General features: G+C 41.2%; 19 protein-coding genes and 1 tRNA gene. 10 read left to right on the forward strand and 10 right to left on the reverse strand.

All coding sequences use genetic code 11. The features are described from left to right. Nucleotides 1–28 precede the first annotated feature (28 nt). From tgt to queA, 5 genes are all read right to left on the reverse strand, one after another. A complete protein-coding gene (gene tgt, locus AC5YCI_RS03720) occupies nt 29–1,159 on the reverse strand; it encodes a tRNA guanosine(34) transglycosylase Tgt (RefSeq protein ID WP_496175246.1) in 1,131 nt (376 codons plus the stop codon). A gap of 120 nt (nt 1,160–1,279) precedes the next feature. After that, nucleotides 1,280–2,104 (reverse strand): hypothetical protein, encoded by an 825-nt coding sequence (locus AC5YCI_RS03725; protein ID WP_496128946.1) that lies wholly within the window; start codon nt 2,102–2,104, stop codon nt 1,280–1,282. Between the two features lie 46 nt (nt 2,105–2,150). Further along, nucleotides 2,151–2,717 carry a LemA family protein gene (locus AC5YCI_RS03730; protein WP_496128947.1) on the reverse strand — a complete coding sequence of 189 codons (567 nt, stop codon included), beginning with the start codon at nt 2,715–2,717 and terminating at the stop codon, nt 2,151–2,153. Between the two features lie 10 nt (nt 2,718–2,727). After that, nucleotides 2,728–3,765, reverse strand: coding sequence for a hypothetical protein (locus AC5YCI_RS03735; protein WP_496175247.1), 1,038 nt, complete (start codon nt 3,763–3,765; stop codon nt 2,728–2,730). 9 nt (nt 3,766–3,774) lie between these two features. Next, entirely contained in the window at nt 3,775–4,812 is a 1,038-nt protein-coding gene (queA, locus tag AC5YCI_RS03740) for a tRNA preQ1(34) S-adenosylmethionine ribosyltransferase-isomerase QueA (protein WP_496128949.1), read from the reverse strand. A gap of 174 nt (nt 4,813–4,986) precedes the next feature. Here queA and AC5YCI_RS03745 point away from each other — a divergent pair. From AC5YCI_RS03745 to AC5YCI_RS03780, 8 genes are all read left to right on the forward strand, one after another. Continuing rightward, nucleotides 4,987–5,073 (forward strand) — tRNA-Leu (locus tag AC5YCI_RS03745). A 263-nt stretch (nt 5,074–5,336) separates the two neighbouring features. Then, nucleotides 5,337–6,596 (forward strand): sensor histidine kinase, encoded by a 1,260-nt coding sequence (locus AC5YCI_RS03750; protein ID WP_496128950.1) that lies wholly within the window; start codon nt 5,337–5,339, stop codon nt 6,594–6,596. A 69-nt stretch (nt 6,597–6,665) separates the two neighbouring features. Beyond that, nucleotides 6,666–9,428, forward strand: coding sequence for a bifunctional [glutamate--ammonia ligase]-adenylyl-L-tyrosine phosphorylase/[glutamate--ammonia-ligase] adenylyltransferase (gene glnE / locus AC5YCI_RS03755; protein WP_496175248.1), 2,763 nt, complete (start codon nt 6,666–6,668; stop codon nt 9,426–9,428). An 18-nt stretch (nt 9,429–9,446) separates the two neighbouring features. After that, nucleotides 9,447–10,373, forward strand: coding sequence for a branched-chain amino acid transaminase (locus tag AC5YCI_RS03760; protein ID WP_496128952.1), 927 nt, complete (start codon nt 9,447–9,449; stop codon nt 10,371–10,373). A gap of 70 nt (nt 10,374–10,443) precedes the next feature. Then, on the forward strand, nt 10,444–11,328 hold the full coding sequence (locus AC5YCI_RS03765; protein WP_496175249.1) for a mitochondrial fission ELM1 family protein: 885 nt from the start codon (nt 10,444–10,446) through the stop codon (nt 11,326–11,328). A 65-nt stretch (nt 11,329–11,393) separates the two neighbouring features. Then, entirely contained in the window at nt 11,394–12,056 is a 663-nt protein-coding gene (locus tag AC5YCI_RS03770; RefSeq protein ID WP_496128954.1) for a YrbL family protein, read from the forward strand. After that, nucleotides 12,053–13,099 (forward strand): glycosyltransferase, encoded by a 1,047-nt coding sequence (locus AC5YCI_RS03775; RefSeq protein WP_496175250.1) that lies wholly within the window; start codon nt 12,053–12,055, stop codon nt 13,097–13,099. The genes AC5YCI_RS03770 and AC5YCI_RS03775 overlap by 4 nt, the downstream gene beginning before the upstream one ends. Before the next feature lie 12 nt (nt 13,100–13,111). Beyond that, complete coding sequence (locus AC5YCI_RS03780) at nt 13,112–13,786, forward strand: SGNH/GDSL hydrolase family protein (protein WP_496128956.1); 675 nt, start codon at nt 13,112–13,114, stop codon at nt 13,784–13,786. A 44-nt stretch (nt 13,787–13,830) separates the two neighbouring features. Here AC5YCI_RS03780 and AC5YCI_RS03785 read toward each other — a convergent pair whose 3' ends face one another. From AC5YCI_RS03785 to AC5YCI_RS03800, 4 genes are all read right to left on the reverse strand, one after another. Beyond that, a complete protein-coding gene (locus AC5YCI_RS03785; protein ID WP_496128957.1) occupies nt 13,831–14,697 on the reverse strand; it encodes a lysophospholipid acyltransferase family protein in 867 nt (288 codons plus the stop codon). Nucleotides 14,698–14,764: 67 nt separating this feature from the next. Next, nucleotides 14,765–14,989, reverse strand: a complete 225-nt coding sequence (locus tag AC5YCI_RS03790) for a hypothetical protein (RefSeq protein ID WP_122899532.1) — start codon at nt 14,987–14,989, stop codon at nt 14,765–14,767. 134 nt (nt 14,990–15,123) lie between these two features. Then, entirely contained in the window at nt 15,124–16,908 is a 1,785-nt protein-coding gene (aspS, locus tag AC5YCI_RS03795; RefSeq protein ID WP_496128958.1) for an aspartate--tRNA ligase, read from the reverse strand. A 155-nt stretch (nt 16,909–17,063) separates the two neighbouring features. Next, nucleotides 17,064–17,828 (reverse strand): DUF4184 family protein, encoded by a 765-nt coding sequence (locus AC5YCI_RS03800; protein WP_496175251.1) that lies wholly within the window; start codon nt 17,826–17,828, stop codon nt 17,064–17,066. 132 nt (nt 17,829–17,960) lie between these two features. Here AC5YCI_RS03800 and znuD point away from each other — a divergent pair, with 132 nt between their 5' ends. Then, a complete protein-coding gene (znuD, locus tag AC5YCI_RS03805) occupies nt 17,961–20,045 on the forward strand; it encodes a zinc piracy TonB-dependent receptor ZnuD (protein ID WP_496175252.1) in 2,085 nt (694 codons plus the stop codon). A 76-nt stretch (nt 20,046–20,121) separates the two neighbouring features. Beyond that, on the forward strand, nt 20,122–21,588 hold the full coding sequence (locus AC5YCI_RS03810) for a phospholipase D-like domain-containing protein (RefSeq protein ID WP_496175253.1): 1,467 nt from the start codon (nt 20,122–20,124) through the stop codon (nt 21,586–21,588). A 78-nt stretch (nt 21,589–21,666) separates the two neighbouring features. On the opposite strand, the gene AC5YCI_RS03815 is transcribed toward AC5YCI_RS03810, so the two are convergent. Beyond that, on the reverse strand, nt 21,667–22,122 hold the full coding sequence (locus AC5YCI_RS03815) for a hypothetical protein (protein ID WP_496128962.1): 456 nt from the start codon (nt 22,120–22,122) through the stop codon (nt 21,667–21,669). Nucleotides 22,123–22,136 lie beyond the last annotated feature (14 nt).

Consider the following 22,136-nt stretch of genomic DNA (forward strand, 5'->3'; position numbering starts at 1 on the left):
TTTTTCTTTAGCGCAAATAGCAAAAAGATTAATCAACAGGGCAAGGTGGTACTTCTAGGCCGCGACGTGCATAAAAGTCTGCAACAAATTCGTCAAATGTACCGTTATCCAAGGCATCACGCATCATTTCAGTTAAACGTAGGTAATAACGTAAATTGTGAATCGTGCCGAGCATCGAACCTAACATTTCACCGCATTTTTCTAAATGGAATAAATACGAACGAGTAAAGTTGGTACAGGTGTAACAATCACAATGTGGATCGAGTGGACCTTGGTCATGGCGATATTGGCTGTTACGAATACGCACTAAACCATCGGTTACAAAATAATGACCATTACGTGCGTTACGCGTTGGCATAACACAGTCAAACATATCCACACCGCGACGTACCGCTTCGACGATATCTTCAGGCTTACCCACGCCCATTAAATAACGTGGTTTATCTTCTGGCATTTTGGCAGGCAGATAATCCAAAACCTTGATCATTTCTTCTTTTGGTTCACCTACAGATAAACCACCAATGGCATAACCATCAAAGTCAATCTCAAGTAGACCTTTTAAAGATTCATCACGTAGGTCTTCGTACATACCACCTTGAATGATACCAAACAAAGCATTACGGTTTTTTAACACCTCGTGATGTTGTGTCTTACAGCGTTTTGCCCAACGTAATGACAGCTGTAAAGATTTTTGCGCTTCTTCATGTGTAGCAGGATAAGGTGTACATTCATCAAAAATCATCACAATGTCAGAATTCAAGGTATGTTGAATATCCATTGAGGTTTCAGGTGATAGAAATACTTTAGAACCATCAATTGGCGAACGGAAGGTCACGCCTTCTTCTTTAATCTTACGCATTGCGCCCAGACTAAACACTTGGAAGCCGCCTGAATCAGTTAAAATTGGATTGTTCCATTTCATAAACTGATGTAAACCGCCGTGTTCACGGATCACATCTAAACCTGGACGCAGGTACAAATGGAAGGTATTACCCAAAATCACTTGAGATTTAATCTCTTTAATATCGCGTGGTAATACCCCTTTGACCGTACCGTAAGTACCTACAGGCATAAACATTGGTGTTTCAACCACACCATGTTCTAGGGTTAAGCGACCACGACGAGCACGGCCCGACTGCGCTAATTTTTCAAACTTCATACACGTTCCAACTCAAGGCGAAAAAACAGTTCGCTGATGGCTAAAAATAAAGGGAGCTATTTTCCTTGATTCTGCGCCCAAACGCTAGTATTTACCGAGTTGCTGTGTATTTTTGTGTAATCAACGCTGTTGAATCACCTTGCTATAGAACTGATCGATGCGCTCTAAAATTTCCTCACGGGTCAGGGCAAATTGTGGATCAGTATCCATTGCAGCAATGGTTTGCACCAAATTTTGGATATAAGGGTTGATATCTGCAAAAGTAGCATCGAGCGTTAAAATATAGGCTTGATTGGCAATTTGCATATAATCAAAAGGATCAAGCCGTACCAATTGCGCAATATCAACCAACATGTCTTTGTCTGCTTGGGTGAGCTTTTTTAAACGAGCTGGATCATGTGCTACGTGATTATGCTGTTTTAGTTGCATAAATTCTTGCAGTAATTGGCTCGACGCATTTAAGAAGACTGCTGAACTGGTTTCAAGATTGGGCTGGGTTGGAACATGTACAAAAAACAGAATTTGATCGACATCTAAACCATAGGACTCAACCAAATCTTCTTTGGCTTGTTTGTAGGCATTGAGTAGTAGATCTAAATTATTCAGTTCGGTTAAATTTTGCTGTTGTAGCGGCGTACCAAAAAAATGCCGACGCTGAAAATAGTCCGCTAGCAAAGTTTTAAACTCATTCAGACGGTTATGATGAGGACTAGAGCGAAAGCGCCATTTATTGACATTCCATTTGTCATCATGACTTAAAAACTGTGCATAATCTTCAACATCAGAAAACAAGCTACGTTTGGTGGCAATGGTTAGATAGTCGAGCATCATATACTCGTTAAACACCAAGGCACAGCCATAAATTTCGTCTTCATAATAACGATCGTAAAGCTGATAAAATTCATGGATTAACGCATCTTTTAAGACAGGTAGATGTTCTAACATGAGATCCTTGGTTATTGTAATGCCCTAGCGTGAGCGGTCATTATATTTAAAAATTTGGTCGATAATCAAAGTTTTGCGCAGTGGAGACGTCACGAAAGACTCGAATCGGCTTTTTGCCCGTTGTTGCAGTATTAATCAAGTTATTTGGAAAGATTTGGATATAATTGTTAAAAACTTCTACATTGCGGTTAAAAATCGTAATTGCTGCACCTACATTCTCATTTTGTTCTTCAATTTCTTGCATCATTTTTAAATAGATTTGATCGGCTTTAAGCTCAGGATAGTTTTCCACTATCACATTTAAGCTCTGCATCAATTGCTTAGATAAGGCTTCAATCTGCTGTAGGCGACTAATATCGGTGCTATCGGTCTTGAGCTGCACAATATTTTGACGTAATTCAGTCACTTGTGCCAAAGTACCTTGCTCAAATTGTGCATATTGCTCAACCAGTGGAGCAAGTCCTTCTAAAATTTTAACTTTTTGACGTTCAAAACTGGCGACATCCGCCCAGGCTCGAATGCTGGCGTTATGGTGACGAATAATATTGTTACGAATCATAATGACAGCAACGATGATTAGCATCACCAGCCCAAGAAAAATCAGGAGTTGCATGCCATGTTCCTCATTGTAATAAAGTCAGTAGATCGTCTTTTAAACACTCTAGTAAGGGTAATTTAAAAGTGCGTAAGTGTCCACGTAATGCCGAAATATCTTGAATTTTTTTATGATTATGGCTTGTAATTTTCATTAAATCATCTTGGCCTAAATAACACAGCATATTTTGATTTTCATTAATATAAAGCTCACCTTGACGTTGGCTAAAAAATTGACCTAATTTTAAGGTCAAGGCAGGCCCTATTTTTTTTGCCATGTCTAAAGGGTTTTCTCCGCCGATATATAAACGCTTGCGAATTTGAATGTCGCTGCTGTGCCAAGGCAAATGATAGGGGTAAGGCATTTTTTTATGTTGGGTACTAGCTGCAAAGGTAGGTAAGTCATGATCAAGATCAAAGATAAACACGCCCCATAAATCTTGATGCACTTCCTTAACGCTCAGGCGTTCACCTTGCTGATTACGCACTTGTAATTGATTAACAAAATGATATTGGAATAGCAAAATCTGATGCTTTTTTCCATTTTGTTCTTGCCAAATGGTGCTGGCAAAAAATGGAATTTCGTTAACAATGCTGCCACGATTAAAAATAGGGAATTGTTGTTTTAATTGTGCAATGAATAAGGTGGGATTTAAAGGACGAGCTAAGGCTTCAGGTTGTTTATGGTAATGCAGCTGATATCGGGTCTGAATCATGCGCTGTTCTAAATATGCAATCACTTCTGTAATTGGACGTTCGGATGCGTAGAGCAAATAACTTAAACCTAAGAGGCAAACAGCAGCAAAAGCGCTCAGTTGCGCAAGCCTAGCATAGGGGTCTAAAAGTAACGGTAAAATAAAAACAGCGCCGACTAAGGCAGTCAAAATTGCTAAAGCATTATCAAATTTTAAATGCTTGGGCGCACTCCATGGATGCAGCTGATTCAGTAGATCTTCAGCTGAATGGCTATTGCGCCCAATTTGCCATAACCGAGCCAGATTATGTTCCACCTCAGCATTCTTTTGACTACGTAAAGCTAAAATGCGTTGACTGGTCTCGATCGGCATAGGATTGGATTATTTTACGGCGTGATCAATCAGCATAGCATCGCCATAGCTAAAGAAGCGGTAGCGATTTGCAACAGCATGTTGATAAGCAGTTAAGATATTGTCACGATTTGACAGTGCTGATACCAACATCAATAAAGTAGATTCAGGTAAGTGGAAGTTGGTAATTAAACGATCTACCACCTTAAACTCATAACCTGGATAGATAAAAATTTGTGTATCGCCAGTCCACGCTTTAAGTTCGCCACCATTGGCTTGCGCTGCACTTTCAGTGGCACGCGTTGCTGTGGTGCCCACTGCAATCACTTGATTACCACGCGCTTTGGTGTCACGAATCTTTTGCATGGCTTCATCAGAAACTTGGCACCATTCACTGTGCATAATGTGATTTTCAATATCGTTAGTACGTACCGGTAAGAACGTTCCTGCTCCGACATGTAGCGTCACAAAAGTGGTTTGAATGCCTTTTTCAGCTAATTTTTGCAGTAATTCTTCATCAAAATGTAAGCTTGCAGTGGGTGCTGCCACACTGGCAATTTTGGTTGGATCATTAAAAACAGTTTGATAACGTTCGGTATCAATATCCTCTGCTTCACGGTTAAAGTAAGGCGGAATAGGCAGAGCGCCATATTGATCCAATACATCTAAAATAGGCTGTGAAAACTCAACAACAAATAAATTTTCATGGCGACCTTGTACGGTCACTTTAACTTGGTCGGGTCCAATAAACAGTTCCGCACCTGCCTTTGGCGAGTTACTGGCTTTAATGTGACAGTGCGCAATAAACTGATCTTGCATGCGCTCGACTAACACCTCGACTGCACCACCAGACGCACGTTTACCTTTGAGACGGGCTTTCATGACTTTAGTGTCATTTAACACCAATAAGTCACCTGGATGAAGCAGCTCTAAAATATCGGTAAAGTGATAATCATGATGCTGACCATGTTTATCTAAATGTAATAAACGCGATGCGCTACGTGTTTCGAGAGGATAACGAGCAATCAATTCGTCAGGGAGATCAAAATTAAAGTCAGACAGTTGCATGTTGAACATAAGGCTTAAAAAAACTGGCCTTAGTATATGCCTTTTTGTTTAAAATGGCAGAAATTGCCGATTTTAACGGCAAAAAAAAGCCATCTGCCTTAATTTTGAGCAAAAACAAAGATAAAGCGTTGACAGCTTAAAAAATAAGTTTATTATAGCCCTCACAACATCTCTCCCGAGGTGGTGAAATTGGTAGACGCGGCGGATTCAAAATCCGCTGTCAGAGATGACGTGTCGGTTCGAGTCCGACCCTCGGGACCATATTTAAAAACCCCAAACTGGCATTAAAGGTTTGGGGTTTTTTTATGCCTGTTTTTTTATATTAATAAAATTCATAAAAAAACCTTATAACTTTTTGATTAAATTTGGTTTATACCACTTGGTAAAAAACTAGTTATATATTATGTTAAGGTTTGAACGTCTTTTGTATTTTTTGTTGTTGTCATTTTAATCAATAGCGTGCTAAATAATGGAGATACGAAGTCAATTTTTTCTAATTGAGAAAAAATGATGAGGCTGAGAATATGGAACTCAAATTATTAGAAATAGGCTCAGAAACTGAGCAGCTCAGTGCCTGCAAACTCTCATTATTGCTTGGTGTATTTGGTGCAGACAATCGTATTAGCGATTTTTTAAAGTTTGCCCGCAGTATGCTCCAAACAGATCATGCGATTTTAGCATTTAAAGATGAACCCTATATTTGGTTCTCATCTGATGAGGGGTGCCGTCCGTTTTTATCTGAAGCAGATGCTACAGTCAATGAGTTTTTTGCAGAGACTGATTTAATCACCCCGAATCACCCGATTTATGCCAAAGCATCCGCGTATATGCAAAATCTGGGCATGCATCATCGTCGTATGTTGGCGGTTGATTTGTGTGACAGTGAAGATTCTGTGGGTCATGTATACTTATTTGACCAAAACGACACGCCTTTTGATGAAAAAAGCATTGTGATTGTGCGCGAGTTTATTCAAAGCTTAATGGGGATTATTCGTTTACGTTTAGAAAATGCTGAACTGAAAGAAGAATTTGAGCAACAAGCGGCGCTCAATTTTAGTAAAACCAAATTCTTCCAAATTATTGCTCATGACTTACGTGCCCCTTTTCATGGTTTGTTGGGCTTTTCTGAAATCCTCGCCAAGGAACGTGACACGCTTGATGAAAAAGGTATTCAAGATATTAGTGATTACGTCTTTGATACAGCGCAGTCCACCTACAATTTATTAGAAAGTTTACTCAATTGGGCCATGGCAGAAGGTGGACGTTTTGTCTATCACCCGATTAATTTTGCTTTATCACAATCGACTAAAATTGTTACAGATGTCTTGGGGAGTTTGGCGGTTAAAAAGAATATTCAACTCATTAACCAAGTTGAGGAAAATATTAAGGTTTATGCCGATATTAATATGATTACCTCGGTGATTCAGAACTTAGTGTCTAATGCGTTAAAATTTACCCACAATGATGGCAGTGGTCGGGTGATTTTACGTGCCGAAACTGCACAGCAGCAGGTACATATTTATATTCAAGATACAGGTTTAGGGATGACCAAAGCGCAGATTGAAACCTTATTTGAACCTAAGATTACCTATAGCCGCCAAGGTACCTTAGGTGAAAAAGGCACTGGATTGGGTTTGGTGCTGTGCAAACGCTTTATTGACTTAAATCAAGGTCAGATTAGTGTGCACTCGAAAGAAGGTGAGGGCACTATTTTTAAAGTTACTTTACCTGCAGCCAATCATACTCACCAAGCACTTGAACAACGTCAAAGCCAAGCTTGCTGATAAAATACTTTTCTAAAGCTCAAGCTTACTGTTATAACAGGTAAAAAACAGGGCTTGAGAAAGAAAGCAATGAATACAGCACAGTTACAAAAGACCTTACGCGCCAGTCAATATGCGGAGCAAGTGCTTAGCATACATGCTGAGTTACTCAAAGAGGATTATGCGGCAGATGCGTTTTTAAGCTCTTTAAGCAGTGCGCAAATTTATCATTGTGTCCATCAAGCCCTACAGGATGTCACAGATGAAAGCAGTTGGATGCGCCACATGCGGATCTTGCGTGCACGGCTTATGTTTCGTTGGATTTGGCAAGATGCCAATCAACTCACCGATGTCTTAACCTTAACGCGAGAACTGTCTGACTTTGCTGATGCGGCCATCTGTGCTGCTAAAGATTTTGCCTTAGCTCCGTTGGTGGCTAAATATGGTCAACCCATCGGGTATAACGGCAAAGTGCAAGATTTAATTGTCATTGCCATGGGGAAATTGGGCGCGCAAGAACTCAATTTATCCAGTGATATTGACCTGATCTTTGCCTTTGATGAACAGGGTGAAACCGAAGGTGGGCGTAAGTCGATTGATGTGCAGCAGTTTTGTATCTTATGGGGCCAAAAACTAATTTATCTGCTTGATCACATTACTGCTGATGGTTTTGTTTTCCGTGTGGATATGCGCTTACGTCCTTGGGGAGATGGTTCTGCTCTAGCGATCAGTCATATCGCCTTAGAGAAATATTTAAGCCAACATGGTCGTGAATGGGAACGTTATGCATGGATTAAAGCACGTATTGTGAATCCAAGCCCTGAGGGTGATGAGCTTTTAGAAATGACACGACCGTTCGTGTTCCGTAAATATGTCGATTACACTGCATTTGAAGCGATGCGTGAAATGAAAGCCATGATCGAGCGTGAAGTGGCACGGCGTAATATTGAAGATGACATTAAATTGGGCGCAGGTGGGATTCGCGAAGTTGAATTTATTGTGCAAGTCTTTCAGCTGATTTATGGTGGCTACCGCTTAGAGCTGCAAGATCGTCAATGTTTGGTTAGCTTAAGTCATTTAGATGATGCAGAGTTGTTAGATGAACAAGCGGTCATTGATTTAGAAGATGCCTATTTGTTCTTACGCCGTGTTGAACATGCCATTCAAGCCTTAAATGATCAACAAACCCAATCTTTACCGACAGAACCCGATTTACGTGCACGTATTTTTGAAACTTTAGGCTTTGAGAGTTGGCAGGCATTTTTACAGTGCTTAAATGCCAAACGCAGCAAGGTCATGTATCAATTTGAGCATTTAATTAAAGAAAAAGACTTAGATAGTTCAGTTGAAAACATGAGTCAGCTTGAGCAGCGGTTACATGAGGTTTTAGATGATAACGCCAAGAATCTGGTGCACGAATTTTGGCATGGACACGCCTTAAAAAAACTACCGGCCAAAGCCATTCAACGTCTCAAAAGCTTTTGGCCGCATTTACTTGAAGCTGTGTTGCAATCTGATCATCCACAAATGGCCTTAGTGCGTCTTATGCCATTGCTGGAATCGGTCATGCGCCGTACCGTATATTTGGTCATGCTGATTGAAAGCAAAGGTGCGCTGCAACGCTTAGTGAAAATGGCCACTGTTAGCCCATGGATTTGTGAAGAACTCACGCATTATCCGGTATTATTAGATGAATTTTTATCCATGGATTTTGAGCTGCCAAAGCGTCAAGATTTAGAAGATTCATTACGTCAGCAACTGCTACGCATTGAGATTGATCAAGTTGAAGATCAAATGCGCGTGTTACGTCTATTTAAAAAATCCAATGTCTTAACTGTGGCAGCCAGTGATGTTTTGGCTGAAAGTCCACTGATGAAAGTCTCTGATGCCTTAACCGATATTGCGGAAGTCTCAGTCAAAGCCACACTGCATTTGGCTTATCAAATTGTGGCTAAAAAACACGGCTATCCACTTGATTTAGAAGGTCAACGTTGTTCGCTCGATCATATTGCTTTTAGTGTGATTGGTTATGGCAAAGTCGGTGGCATTGAACTCGGCTATGGCTCAGATTTAGATTTAGTCTTTATTCATGCCATGGATGAACAAGCCGATACCGACGGTAAAAAAGCCATTAGCGGTTTTGAGTTTGCTATGCGGGTGGCGCAAAAATTTATGTCACTGATGACCACGCAAACCTTAGATGGTCGTGTCTATGAAATTGACACCCGTTTGCGCCCATCGGGTGAGGCGGGTTTACTGGTGACCAGCTTTAAAGCCTTTGAACAATATCAATTTAAAAGTGCATGGGTATGGGAACATCAAGCTTTAGTGCGGGCCCGCTCAATTGCAGGCGAGGCTAGCCTTTGCCAAAAATTTGAGGAGTTACGTTGCCTTATTTTGACTCAGCCACGCGATGAAGCCAATGTTCGTACCGAAGTGCTGAAAATGCGCCAAAAAATGAAAGAACATTTAGGTTCCTCAAAAGAGCAACAAAAAGATGGAATTTTTCATTTAAAACAGGATGCAGGTGGTATCGTTGATATCGAATTTATGGCACAGTATGCGGTATTAGCATGGAGTGGGTCGAATCCCGATCTCGCCCATTACTCTGACAACGTACGAATCCTTGAGGATGCCGCAAGAACGGAATGCTTATCCAGCGCCGACGCGACAGCATTGATTCAAGCTTATCTTCGTGAACGAGCCGAGAGCCATCGTCTAGCACTTGCAAATCAATCCATGCAAGTTTTGGCAGATGATTGGCACGCTACCCGAGAGGTCGTTTGCAAGTTATGGCAAAGATTAATTGATCCAAGTGCAGTGTTTGCCTTGGATAAAAATGACTGTGTATAACAATTTGGAGTGTGTGTCATGAATTTGGCTGATCGTGATGGTTTTATTTGGCAAGATGGACAATTAGTTGATTGGCGTGAGGCGAAAACTCACGTACTTACACATACCTTGCATTATAGTATGGGTGTGTTTGAAGGTGTCCGTGCCTATGAAACCCCGAATGGAACGGCTATTTTCCGTTTAAAAGAACACACTAAGCGTCTGTTAAATTCTGCAAAAATCTATCAAATGAAAGTTCCATTTGATCAAGCAGCATTAGAGAAAGCTCAAATTGATGTGGTTCGTGAAAATAAATTAGCATCTTGCTACTTACGTCCAATTATCTTTATTGGTTCAGAAAAATTAGGTATTGCTGCAACAGACAATACCATTCATGCAGTGGTTGCGGCATGGAGCTGGGGTGCTTACCTTGGTGAAGAAGCGATGGCGAAAGGCATTCGCGTAAAAACTTCATCATTTACGCATCATCATCCAAACGTGACCATGTGTAAAGCCAAAGCATCGGGTAACTACACCTTATCCATTCTTGCGCATCAAGAAGTGGCTCACTCAGGTTATGACGAAGCTATGTTACTTGATCCACAAGGTTATGTATGCCAAGGTTCAGGCGAAAACGTATTCTTGGTTCGTGATGGCGTGATTCATACCCCTGATATCGCAGGCGGTGCGCTTGACGGTATTACTCGTCAAACCATCATCACCATTGCTAAAGACTTAGGTTATGACGTGATTGAACGTCGTATTACCCGCGATGAATTCTACATTGCTGATGAAGCATTCTTCACAGGTACAGCAGCAGAAGTGACGCCAATTCGTGAATACGATGATCGTCAAATTGGTGAAGGTGTACGTGGTCCAATCACAACGCAAATCCAAAAAGCATACTTTGATGCAGTTCAGGGTAAAGATCCTAAATATGCGCACTGGTTAACTTACGTAAAATAAGTCAATCGGGTAGTATGAGAGGCGAAACGAAAGTTTCGCCTTTTTTATTGTGTTTTAAATAGGTTGATACATGCATATTGTTTATGTAACAGATGGAAAAGCAGGGCATCGCTCACAGGCTTTGGGTTTATATAAAGCCATGCAGCGTTTAAGCACGCAGCAAGTGACCTTTGAAGAAGTGGCTGCTGAATCTCTATCTGCGTTTAACTTATTTTTAGCGCGTGGCAATCAAAAGCATCCCAAAATTCAACAGATACCTGATTATATTTTCAGTGTCGGCAGTCAAACTCAGCTTAAAGTCCTGCTGTTAGGGCAAGTGTTTCCCAAAGCCAAAACAGTGGTGTTAATGAAGCCTAAATTTCCGCTGCATTGGTTTAATTATGTGGTGGTGCCTAAACATGATGGGATTAACGCAGAAAACAATGTGATTGTGACCGAAGGCGCTTTAAATCCAATTGTCAATGAAAAGCGCCATCAACCTAAACGCATTTTAATTGCGCTAGGGGGTGACTCTAAACGTCATAAGTGGAACGAAGCCAAGGTTTTAGAAACCATTGAGAAAATTGTACAAGATAATAAAAAATCTGACATTATTTTAACCACATCACGCCGTACCCCAAAAGAGTTTTTAAGCCAACTCAATACATACAGCTTTGCAGCAAAATTACAGATTTTCCCAGTAGAAGATACGATACAAGGTTGGATTTTTGAACAAATGCAATTGGCTGAAGCAGTATGGGTCACAGAAGATAGTGTCTCTATGATTTATGAAGCTTTAACAGCAGGCTGTAAAGTGGGTGTTATTGCTATAGAGCGTTTAAAGCAAGATCGCATTACTGCATCGGTTGATTTGTTGTTACAACAAAAACGAGCCAGTTTGGCTACGTCTATTCTGCATCTGCCCAAAGCCAGTACATTACAAGAGGCGGATCGGGTTGCTTCTGTACTGGTATAAAAATACATTTTTCTAAGGCTGCATTGTCTTATAATGCGCAATTCGTGTAATAGTTAGGTTGGATAATGGCAGAGCAACAAGTGCAGTGGTCAGCTGCAGATGTGATTGGTAAAGGTGCAAACCGTATTTGTGTACGTGATGTACAAGACCCTGCCATATGCCTCAAAATTGATTTACCTAAGCATCAGCGCAGTGTGAAAAATTTTCGCCAGCGTATTCGTCGTGAACTGAGTGATCGCTTGAGTATCTTTAATGAAAATTATATTGAGTGGCAAGCCTATCAAAGTCTAGTACAGCGTTTAGGTCACACAGTCCTTGATACTTATATGGCGCGTTGTATTAGTGTAGATGCCAGTGCCCAAGGTTTAATCCTACGCTGTGAATTGGTACAAAGTGCCGATGGGCAAATTGCAAAAAGCTTATTTCATTATATGCAGCATCCAAGCAACATTGATACAAAGCAACTGCTTGCTGCATTAGATGAGTTTCAAACTTGGTTGCTCAAATATAATATTCCATTGTTTGATTTAAATGCAGGTAATTTGGTGGTACAGCGCGATGGGCAACAGCTTCAACTGAAATGTATTGATGTAAAGTCGGTGCTGCGTGGTAAAGAGATTATTCCCGTCTCGTATTGGTTTAAATCTTTGATGCATAAAAAAATTAAGCGTCGTATTGCACGCTTAAAAGTTTTGGTTCAACAAAATATTCAGAAGACAACTGCATGAAAATTGTACAGATTATGGCAACCAGTGGTGGTGGCTTAGGCGGTTTGGAACAACATACCTTTAACTTGGTGAATACTTTATCTGAGCAGCATGAGGTACATTTAATTGCCTTAGAGGCGTATGCCCAGCATCTTCATCCACGGGTACATTTTCATGGCTTTAACTTTGCGCGTAGCCGTTTAAATCCGCTGTTATGGTGGCAACTCGCGCGACTGATTCAGCAGATTCAACCTGACATTGTACACGCACAAGCGGGGAAAGCCGCTGAGTTAGTCAAACTTATTCGTAGCTGTTTACCTAAATCAGCCAAAGTGGTCACGACAGTACACGGCACCAAAAAAAATAAAGCCATTTATGCGCATGCTGATGCAGTGATTGCTGTAAGTGCAGCATTAAAAGCAGGCATTCCCGAACATAAAGCGCATGTGATTTATAACGGTGTACATCAACAGCCTGCATTAAGCCCAGCAGAAACAAAAAAACTACAACATGAGATTTTTGCTCAGCATCCACAGCTGAACCCTCAGCAAAAAAATGTGCTATGTATTGGACGTTTAGAACCGGTAAAAAATATTGCTTTACTGATTCAAGCCATGCAAGGCATTCAAGCCAATTTGTGGATTGTCGGTGATGGCTCTTTACGCGCCGATTTAGAAGCACAAGTAAAAGCCTTAGATATGACTGAACACGTCGCATTTTTAGGTTTTCGCCGTGATGCACGGGACATATTACAATTGGCTGATGTGGTTGCATTATCTTCAGAGCGTGAAGGTTTTCCGCTGGTGATGGTTGAAGCCTTACAGGCGGAAAAAATTATGGTGTCTACCAAAGTGAATGGGGTTGTGGAGTGGTTGCCGCCTGAGGCTTTAGCAGAGTTAAATGATATACAAGGCTTACGTCAGGCTTTGCAGCAAGCATTAAGTGTAGAATCAAAACAACAGCAAGATTGGCAAGGCTTATTTCAACGTGCCCAGCAGGAATTAACGGTCAGCAGTATGGCTGAGCAAACGGCTAAGCTTTACCAACAATTATTGGCTCATTAAGGCAGACTCAACATGCAAAATTCAAAACTTCGTTATGTTGCGCTTGGCGATTGCGTAACTTTAGGTGCACCGCTGCAGCAAAATCATGCCTATCCTGAACGTGTAGCCGCGGCAATGGGTTGGCAAGTGACCAACTACGGACATACCATGTCAAGCACCCGTGAAGGCTTACAATATTTTAAAAAAGAGGATGTGCAAAGTGCAGACATTTTGTCGATTCAATATGGCATTGTAGATTCGTGGCAAACCTTTAATGGTGCGCCCTTTGTGTTGTATTACCCAGATACCAAATGGCGTAAATTTTTGCGTAAGATCGTGAAAAAAATTAAAAAGTATGGTCGAAAATTTAATTTTCATGCTCTGTTTGGTACACGCAATGTAGTACCCGTTGAAGAATATATTGCTAATATTCAATACATGATTCAGCATAGCCAAGCTAAATATATTTTATTGCCAGAAATTTATCCAAATCAGGACTTAAGCCGTGAACCACGTATTTTGGCCTATAACCAAGCTTTAGCTAAATTGCACGATGGCCAGCGTGTGTTTGTGATCAAGCATTTTGATCTGTTAAAAGCCCATTTAAACAGTGATTATTATGATGATCCAACTCATTTGTCGGGCAAGGGACACCAAGCCGTGGCGGACAATATATTGGCTCAGTTAAAACAGCATGTGATGACTTAATAAGAAAACCTACAGAAATAAAGGTTTTTTCAGCACTCAGCGGGCTAGCAGCGTTTATATAAATGTGGATCGCTTGGCATACGTCGAAAACGCTTATACGACCAAATATATTGTTCTGGGGCTTGGTTAATCATGGCTTGCATTTCATGATTTAAGCATTCTACCGAGCGTTGTAAATCTTTCCCACCAATGTCATGGTGCATGGGTTGGCAAATGACTTTAAAGCCCGATTTTACCCGTAAGCAGCTTAAACCTAATATATTACATTGGGTTTTTTGTGCCAGTTTAGACACCAACGTGGTACATAATACTTCTTGGGCAAAAAAATTGGCATAAATACCGCCTGAGGGTTTGGGCAAATGGTCTGGCAAAATCACAGTTAGACCACCTTGCTTTAAGTGTTTGAAAATCGCACTGACGCCAGTTTTATCGGTGGCCACCAACGTTGCATTAAAGTTTTGCCGTGCTTGTAAAACAAACCGATCTACACTTTTGTTTTTATTGGGTTTATACATAATTACTGGGGCGGTATATTGGCTCAGCCACGCATTTAGCAGCTCCCAACAGCCAAAATGGGTTACCACCATAATCACGCCTTTGTGATTGGCCAGTGCATCTTCAAGCAATTGAGCACCTTGTACATTTTGTACTAAATCGATGCTGTAGGCCTTGGGCATCCCCCAACATTTAATTGACTCGACATAGGTATAGCATTGGCTCTTTAAGCTGCTTTTGAGTAAGGCTGTCTGGGCTTGAGAGGACAGGCTTGGATAGACCAAATTCAGGTTAGTTTGACTAATCTTTTTAAATGAAGAAGGGAGTAAATACAGTAAATAAGCAAAACAATGGGCGAGTGTATATAACCAAGTCAAGGGCAAACGCGCTATGACTTTTAAAAAATAATAAAGCATAAAGATAAGGATAGAAAAAAAGAAGAGAGAAAATTAAAGCCTTTAAAATTAAAGGCTTTAAAATAAATTAATTCTTATATTTGTCTGGGTTGCCCATCAAGACCATATAAATTAAGGCAATAAAAATAACAAATGCACCAGCAATACTGCTTACGCAGAAATATAAAATTCGCTCATTGGTATCTAAGCTAAATAAATTATTGGCTAAGATATAACGCATAAATAACCATTGCACCACTGAAAATACAATCAGCATAATGCCTTTATTACGAACCGCAGGACGCATAGCCATCGCTTGCTTACCCTAAAACTAAACTGAGGCTATTATGCCACCGTTATGCTTTTGGCTCAATCACACAAAAAAGCCCTGCTATTGCAGGGCTTTTTTATTTCTCCTCAAGGGAGAAAAAAGAAGACGCTAAAAAATTATTTTGCTTCTTCAGCTTTTGGTTTTTCGCGTAAACGAATACCCAAATCACGTAACTGAGTCGATTCAACTGGCGCAGGCGCTTGAGTTAACGGACATTCAGCAGTTTTAGTTTTCGGGAAGGCAATCACGTCACGAATAGAAGATGCACCTGTCATCAACATCACTAAACGGTCAAGACCGAATGCCAAACCACCATGCGGAGGTGCACCGAATTTCAACGCATTTAACAAGAAGCTGAATTTCTCTTCTGCTTCTTCTTCAGAAATCCCTAAAGCTTCAAAGATGGCTTTTTGCATTTCTAGGTTAAAGATACGTAGTGAACCACCACCGATTTCAGTACCGTTTAGGACCATATCGTAAGCAACAGACAATGCCGCACCTGGATTGTTCTTCACTTCTTCAACGCTTGATTTTGGTAGCGTGAATGGGTGATGTACAGAGGTCCATTTGCCATCATCTGTTTCTTCGAACATTGGGAAGTCAACCACCCAAAGCGGTGCCCACTCACATGTCGCCATGTTCATGTCATGACCCACTTTAATACGTAAAGCACCCATGGCATCATTTACAACTTTGGCTTTATCTGCACCAAAGAATACGATGTCACCGTTTTCAGCACCCACGCGTTTTAATAGATCAAGTACGATTGGCTCAATAAATTTAACGATTGGAGATTGTAGACCTTCAATGCCTTTTTCAAGATCGTTGACTTTAATGTAAGCCAAGCCTTTTGCACCGTAGATACCCACGAATTTAGTATATTCGTCGATTTGGCTACGTGGTAAAGCACCCGCACCCGGTACACGTAACGCAACAATACGACCTTTAGGATCTTTAGCAGGACCTGCGAATACTTTGAACTCAACGTCTTGCATCATGTCTGCAACGTCAACAAGTTTCAAAGGAATACGTAAGTCAGGCTTATCTGATGCATAGTCACGCATTGCATCTGCATAGGTCATACGTGGGAATTTATCAAACTCAACATTAAGAAGTTCTTTGAACATCTTAATGGTTAAAGTTTCCATTAAATCCATGATGTCATCGTCACTCATGAACGATGTTTCAACGTCGATTTGGGTGAATTCAGGCTGACGATCCGCACGTAAGTCTTCATCACGGAAACATTTCGCGATTTGGTAGTAACGATCAATACCACCGACCATCAACAACTGTTTAAATAGCTGAGGCGATTGTGGCAATGCGTAGAAGCTACCGTTTGATACACGGCTTGGCACTAAATAATCACGTGCACCTTCTGGTGTTGCACGCGTTAGAATCGGTGTTTCAACGTCTAAGAAACCATTTTCTTCGAAATAGTTACGAATCAGGTTAGTTAATTTAGAACGGAAACGTAAACGATCTAACATTTCTTGACGACGGATGTCTAAGAAACGGTACTTTAAACGTACTTCTTCAGAAATGTTGGTATTTTCGTCATTTAATGGGAATGGCGGCGTTTCTGATGCAGCAAGAACTTCGATTTCTTTACCAAGCACTTCGATTTGACCGCTGGTAATATTTGCGTTTTCAGTGCCCTCGTAACGACGACGTACGCGGCCTGTAATTTTTAATACAAATTCTGAACGTGCTTTATCCGCAGTTGCGAATGCTTCTGGCGTATCTGGATCGATAACCACTTGCACAAGACCGTCACGGTCACGCATGTCAAGGAAAATGACACCACCGTGGTCACGGCGACGGTGTACCCAACCGCATAGTGTTACGGTTTGGTCAATTTGAGCTTCGGTTAAAGAACCGCAGTAATGAGTTCGCATCATGGCGTATAAAATCCAACTATATGGGTTACAAAAAAGCTACTACGTAAACAGCGTATGCTTTTATTCAAAGTCTAGGATTATGCCTCTTTGGGACAGCCCTCACAAGAACTACAACAAAAAACAGCATTAAATTAAGGCAAAGCCCAGTGATTGCTTTATTTATCGCGAAAAAATTGTTGCCAAATACTTAAAATGCTTAAGACAAAGGCTGAAACGAATAAGAAAATCTGACTAAATTCATTAAATGTACGCCCAAGAAAGTAATAAGCGTTGCCTTGTAACGTATTAAATGAGAACTGGCTTAAATAGGCCCGACTCCAAAAAATGGCCATGACAGTTGCTAGGAGAAAAGCAGTCGCAATCGCAAACCGTAGACGCTGTGTGGCCAAATTTGGGCTGTGGTGGCGTTGACAATAACGTATGATCCAATACACTAAAACTGGCAAGGCCAAAGCAGAACTCAGAATTTGCAAGATAAAGTGCAGCGGATACTCAACATCTAATACCGCAATGTTTTGACTTAAGAAATCATGCAGGATTAGAGTGCGAAAATCTACATGGGTCAGACCATCCCAGAGGATATGCGTAGCATTGCCAAGAAGGAGTGCAATCAGCATACAAAAAATAAATTTTAATGCGCCTAAAACTCCTTTAATTTGAATCGGGTCGGATAAATTAAATAACTGATAAAGCATGGGCCGATACAGGGCATACCATAGCCCACAAAAGCCCAAACCAATGACTAAATTGGGATAAATTTGTCCCGACCAACGATGCGAAATACGTCCTGCATCAGTGACAAATAAACGATATAAATCAGGTAACATACAGCCAATTGCCAAGGCGGCAAGTGGTAAGGTATGTCGACTTGCGCGGGCGAGTACAGGTGCAAGCACTGCATGCGATAAGGTAAAAGGCATTGCGACACAGTAAATCAACAGATTGCCTTAAGCTTAACTGAAGTTGCCAAACACGGCTGTTTTTTATTGCAAAAATAATGAAATGTTATATTATAACATCATTCTGATTTTACCGACTTTGAGCCTTAAGTCATGTCCCTACATAAGAACCTGATTACACTTGCAATTTTTGCCTCAGTGGCGCCACTGAGTCTTGCTGAGGAAACAACTGCAACTTTAGATACCATTCAATTGACTGCACATCCATTGGTGCAAACAGCGGCTGATTTTGCCGTGGCCGATCATGTGATTGATCAAAAGCAACTCAGCCAACGTGCGCCGACCATTGGTGATGCCTTGGCTGATGAGCTGGGGGTATATTCGAATCAATATGGTTCAGGCTCAAGTCGTCCTGTGATTCGTGGTCAAGATGGGGCTCGCGTTAAAGTATTACAACATGCCTCAGAAACGGCGGATGCTGCGACTTTATCACCTGACCATGCAATGACTGTTGATCCTCTATTAGCCAAACAAGTCGAAGTGATTCGTGGCCCATCGACACTACTATATGCAGCAGGTACAGTCGGTGGTTTGGTCAATGTCACTGATCAAAAAATTCCGACCCAAATGCCTAAAGATGGTTTAGAGGGCACAGTAGGTCTACGTTACAACTCAGGAAGTGATGAAAAACTGGCGAGTGCTGGCGTGACCGCTGCTCTAGGTGATCAATTTGCTTTACGTGTAGAAGGCTTAACGCGTAAAGCCAATGATTATATTGCACCAGATTATTTCCATGAGCATGATGGTGAATTAGAAAAAGAGCGCCGTGTGGGTAATACCTTTGCTGAAGGTCAAACTGTAAATATTGGGGGTTCTTGGATTCATGAGCGTGGCTTTGTAGGTTTAGCGTATAGCAATCGTCAGGATCAATATGGCTTGCCAGGACATAGCCATGAATATGAAAGCTGCCATCCACATGGTGATCACTTACACTGTGCTGGCAATGATCACGGTCATGGTCATGATGATCATGACCACGACGACCATGACGAGCATGGACACGATGATCACGAGCATGCACATGCTGGCCCTTGGGTGGATTTAAAATCAGAACGTTACGATTTACGTGCCGAGTTAGAGCAGCCTTTTAAAGGCTTTGATAAGTTACGTGCCCACGCAAGCTACACTGATTATAAACATGACGAAATTGAAAGCGGCGAAGTCTTAACCAACTTTAAAAATAAGGGCTATGACGGTCGTTTAGAATTGGTACACCAGCCTGTAAACGGTTGGGAAGGCGTGATTGGTACGCAATACAGTCAGCAAGATCTAGAAATTACGGGCACAGAAACCCTGTTGGCACCAAGTAAAACTAAAAAATGGAGCATCTTTGGCTTAGAACATAAGCAAGTGGGTGATGTACATTTAGAAGTTGGTGCGCGTGTGGATCAGCAAAAAATTGATATTGATTCGACGCAAAAAGATCATGATGAGACTGCTTTCTCAGGCTCTATGGCAGCCAATTGGGAATTTGCACCAAGTTATAAACTCTCTGTGGTGGGTTCACATCAACAGCGTCTGCCGTTGGCACAAGAGCTGTATGCCAATGGTAAACACTTTGCTACCAATACCTATGAGTTGGGCAATGAAAATCTAGATGTCGAAAAATCCAATAACTTAGAAGCAGGACTGCATTATGAAGGGGATAAATTAGATTATCATCTGCATGTTTACCATAATTGGTTTGATAACTATATTTATGCAGCAACTTTAGATAGTTATGAAAACTTCCGTTTAGTACAATATAGCCAAGATCAAGCTAAATTTTACGGTACAGAGGCACAAGTAGGTTATAAACTCAATGACACCTATCATATGAGTGTATTTGGTGACTATGTACGTGGCAAAATTGATGGTGATAACGCACCACGTGTTCCTGCCGGTCGTTTAGGCACCAAAGTCAATGCCCAATTTGATGATCAGTGGTCGGGTAGTGCTGAGTATTATCATGTGTTTAAACAAGACAAGTTTGCTGACTTTGAACAACAAACCCAAGGCTATAATATGGTCAATGTCGGCTTAAATTACACGGGTCGTTATGCTAATGATCAAGACTACCGCGTGTATTTAAAAGCCAATAATTTATTAGATGATCAAGTCTATTCTCATGCCTCTTTCCTATCGAATATTCCACAGGTGGGACGTAACTTTACTGTGGGCCTAGAGTTTGACTTCTAAGCCAAATACACAGAAAAGCCCTTGAAAATTCATACAATAAAACCTAGTCTGAGCGCATTGGACTAGGTTTTTTGTTATGCGTATCTTCCAGAGAATTCACACCAAGTTAAATTGGTCACTTCGTCGTTATATTGCTGTGATGATTGCGATTTTATTGCTCAGCCTTGTGGCATCAGGTGCTTATCATATCTATAAACCCTTGCCTGAGGGCTTAAACTACACTGGTAAATTACGGCATGCCGAAGTGGAGTTCTTAAGTGATCAAACTTATGTTGATCAACATGGCAAGCCACACACGCAGCAGATGATTTTTGATCGCATGCTCAAGATGATTGATGAAGCCCAAAGCTTGATTGTGCTGGATATGTTTTTATTGAATGCGGAAACAGGCGAGTCAAAGCTTGAGCATCGCCCATTAACACAACAGCTCAGCCAAGCCTTAATTCAAAAGCGTTACTTCAATCCAAATATCGACATTAAAGTGATTACTGATCCAATTAACTCAGTTTATGGCGGTGTGCAGCCTGAGCATTATCGTCAAATGCGTCAAGCCGGTATTGATGTGATTGAAACCGATTTAACCCCGTTACGTGCCTCTAATCCGTTATGGTCAAGTTTTTGGTATTTATGCTGTCAAGGTATTCAAAATAATCCGCAAGGCGGTTGGTTACCCAATCCTGTCGGTGCGGGCAAAGTGACTTTACGCAGCTATTTAAATCTTGCCAACTTTAAAGCTAATCATCGTAAAGTTTTGGTGGTGGATTCGGCAACTGGTTGGCAAACTTTGGTGACTTCCATGAATACCCATGATGGTAGCTCACGCCATTCCAATGTCGCGTTATGGGTCAAAGGGCATACAGCAATTGATGTGCTGAATACTGAACACAGTGTGGGGCAGATGTCCAAAGCCAATATGCCGATGCTGATTGTGGGTGATTTTGAAGCCGAGAAAACCCAGCCGCAAGTGCAATTACTGACTGAAAAAGCCATTTATGATGCGGTTTTACAGAGTATTATTAGTAGCAAGAAAGCCGATGTAGAACTAGATTTAGCGATGTTTTATCTATCTGAACGTCGTGTGATTGAAGAGCTGATTGCGGCACATCAGCGTGGTGTAAAAGTACGCGTACTCCTTGATCCCAATAAAGATGCGTTTGGTCGCACTAAAAATGGTATTCCAAATCGCCCTGTCGCAGCAGAATTACATCAAGCAGGGATTGATGTGCGTTGGTGTAATACCCAAGGTGAACAATGTCATAGCAAAATGCTAATTAAACGCGATGTGGACAATACAGAGATCATTTTAGGTTCAGCCAATTACACCGCACGTAATTTAAAAAATTATAATTTAGAAAGTAATTTACGTGTAATTGGCAGTCGCGATGCACAGGTGTTTCAAGATGCAGAGCAGTATTTTAACACTGCATGGTCAAATTTAGACGGCAAGCAAATCAGTGTCGACTATGCCAAATATGCCGATGCGTCTAAATTAAAATATGCGCTCTATCGCTTGATGGAATGGAGTGGCATCGGGACGTTTTAGTGCTTTACCTCTCCCTAAGCCTCTCCTAAAAGGAGAGGGAATTCCTCCCTTTTTTAAAGGGAGGTTAGGAGGGATTCTTTAAGGCTGTGGATTTGGTGGTACCATTTGATCAAGTTCTTTATCGCTTAATTGATCAAGCTCTTCAATCTTGGTTTTAATTTTCCATTTCTCTGCATCATTTACAGGATTTGGTAAACGTGCTTCTAGCCAATCACACACCACATCTGGTGGAAAATCGGCATGGTTACATTGAATCACCCACGATAAAAAGTCTTTGGCTTCACCGTTCATATAAGGTGGTGGTGAGACAGGTAAGAATTGGGTCGGTAAGCGTTCATTTTTTGAAATATAATTTAAAACATGACCCAGTTCTTGTACCGTTTGCCATGCCAATGGATGCTCAACATTAATTTGGAATTTAAACCACCATGCATGCTGACCATCGGTGCCATAGCTTTCGATTAACGCCTTACGCACACTCGGTACTTTGCAGAAATACTCATAGAGACGGTCGAAACTTAATTGTTCAGCCACAATACTTCACTCAG

Source organism: Acinetobacter sp. CY17 (genome assembly GCF_059515825.1).

Bases quoted from the DNA above. Each gene is read 5' to 3' on its own strand.
- tgt (WP_496175246.1), bottom strand. From the start codon at position 1,159: ATGAAGTTTGAAAAATTAGCGCAGTCGGGCCGTGCTCGTCGTGGTCGC.
- AC5YCI_RS03725 (WP_496128946.1), bottom strand. From the start codon at position 2,104: ATGTTAGAACATCTACCTGTCTTAAAAGATGCGTTAATCCATGAATTT.
- AC5YCI_RS03730 (WP_496128947.1), bottom strand. From the start codon at position 2,717: ATGCAACTCCTGATTTTTCTTGGGCTGGTGATGCTAATCATCGTTGCT.
- AC5YCI_RS03735 (WP_496175247.1), bottom strand. From the start codon at position 3,765: ATGCCGATCGAGACCAGTCAACGCATTTTAGCTTTACGTAGTCAAAAG.
- queA (WP_496128949.1), bottom strand. From the start codon at position 4,812: ATGCAACTGTCTGACTTTAATTTTGATCTCCCTGACGAATTGATTGCT.
- AC5YCI_RS03750 (WP_496128950.1), top strand. From the start codon at position 5,337: ATGGAACTCAAATTATTAGAAATAGGCTCAGAAACTGAGCAGCTCAGT.
- glnE (WP_496175248.1), top strand. From the start codon at position 6,666: ATGAATACAGCACAGTTACAAAAGACCTTACGCGCCAGTCAATATGCG.
- AC5YCI_RS03760 (WP_496128952.1), top strand. From the start codon at position 9,447: ATGAATTTGGCTGATCGTGATGGTTTTATTTGGCAAGATGGACAATTA.
- AC5YCI_RS03765 (WP_496175249.1), top strand. From the start codon at position 10,444: ATGCATATTGTTTATGTAACAGATGGAAAAGCAGGGCATCGCTCACAG.
- AC5YCI_RS03770 (WP_496128954.1), top strand. From the start codon at position 11,394: ATGGCAGAGCAACAAGTGCAGTGGTCAGCTGCAGATGTGATTGGTAAA.
- AC5YCI_RS03775 (WP_496175250.1), top strand. From the start codon at position 12,053: ATGAAAATTGTACAGATTATGGCAACCAGTGGTGGTGGCTTAGGCGGT.
- AC5YCI_RS03780 (WP_496128956.1), top strand. From the start codon at position 13,112: ATGCAAAATTCAAAACTTCGTTATGTTGCGCTTGGCGATTGCGTAACT.
- AC5YCI_RS03785 (WP_496128957.1), bottom strand. From the start codon at position 14,697: ATGCTTTATTATTTTTTAAAAGTCATAGCGCGTTTGCCCTTGACTTGG.
- AC5YCI_RS03790 (WP_122899532.1), bottom strand. From the start codon at position 14,989: ATGGCTATGCGTCCTGCGGTTCGTAATAAAGGCATTATGCTGATTGTA.
- aspS (WP_496128958.1), bottom strand. From the start codon at position 16,908: ATGATGCGAACTCATTACTGCGGTTCTTTAACCGAAGCTCAAATTGAC.
- AC5YCI_RS03800 (WP_496175251.1), bottom strand. From the start codon at position 17,828: ATGCCTTTTACCTTATCGCATGCAGTGCTTGCACCTGTACTCGCCCGC.
- znuD (WP_496175252.1), top strand. From the start codon at position 17,961: ATGTCCCTACATAAGAACCTGATTACACTTGCAATTTTTGCCTCAGTG.
- AC5YCI_RS03810 (WP_496175253.1), top strand. From the start codon at position 20,122: ATGCGTATCTTCCAGAGAATTCACACCAAGTTAAATTGGTCACTTCGT.